The organism is Paraburkholderia sp. SIMBA_054 (genome assembly GCF_046534875.1).
Classification (GTDB): Bacteria; Pseudomonadota; Gammaproteobacteria; order Burkholderiales; family Burkholderiaceae; genus Paraburkholderia; species Paraburkholderia hospita.
Window position 1 is genome coordinate 1 of sequence record NZ_JAWRXV010000217.1, and the last position, 533, is coordinate 533.

General features: G+C 66.4%; 1 protein-coding gene. It reads right to left on the reverse strand.

The genetic code is table 11. The features are described 5' to 3' along the window. On the reverse strand, positions 1-533 hold a 533-nt coding region (locus SB822_RS54835; protein WP_410858816.1), incomplete at both ends, for an efflux RND transporter permease subunit.

A 533-nucleotide genomic window follows, 5' to 3' on the forward strand; every position in this document is an offset into this window, starting at 1 on the left:
GCGCCCGGCTGCTGGTAGACGGCGATCACGGTGGCAGGCTTGCCCTGGAAGCGGCTGCGGATCGAGTAGTCCTTCTGGCCCAGTTCGGCACGCCCGATGTCCTTCAGCCGCACGATCGCCGCACCACCGCTCTGCGCGCGGATGATGATGTTCTCGAATTCGCTGGGTTCGGTCAGCCTGCCTGTGGTGGTGACGGCGAACGACTGTTCGACGGCGTTGCCCGTGGGCGACTGGCCTATCCGGCCGACGGCGAACTGCTGGTTCTGGTTGGCCACCGCGCGCTGCACGTCGGCGGCCGTGATGCCCAGCTGCGCCATGCGGTCGGGGCGCAGCCAGATGCGCATCGCGTAGTCGGGCGTGCCGAAGATGCTCGACTGGTTGGCGCCCGGGATGCGCTTGAGCGCATCGAGCACGTAGACGTTCGCGTAGTTGGCGATGTAGGTGGCGTCGTAGCGCTCGGTGGGCGAGTAGATCGCGATCACCATCATGAACGCCTGCGACTTCTTCTGCACCTGCACGCCCTGGTTGGTGAC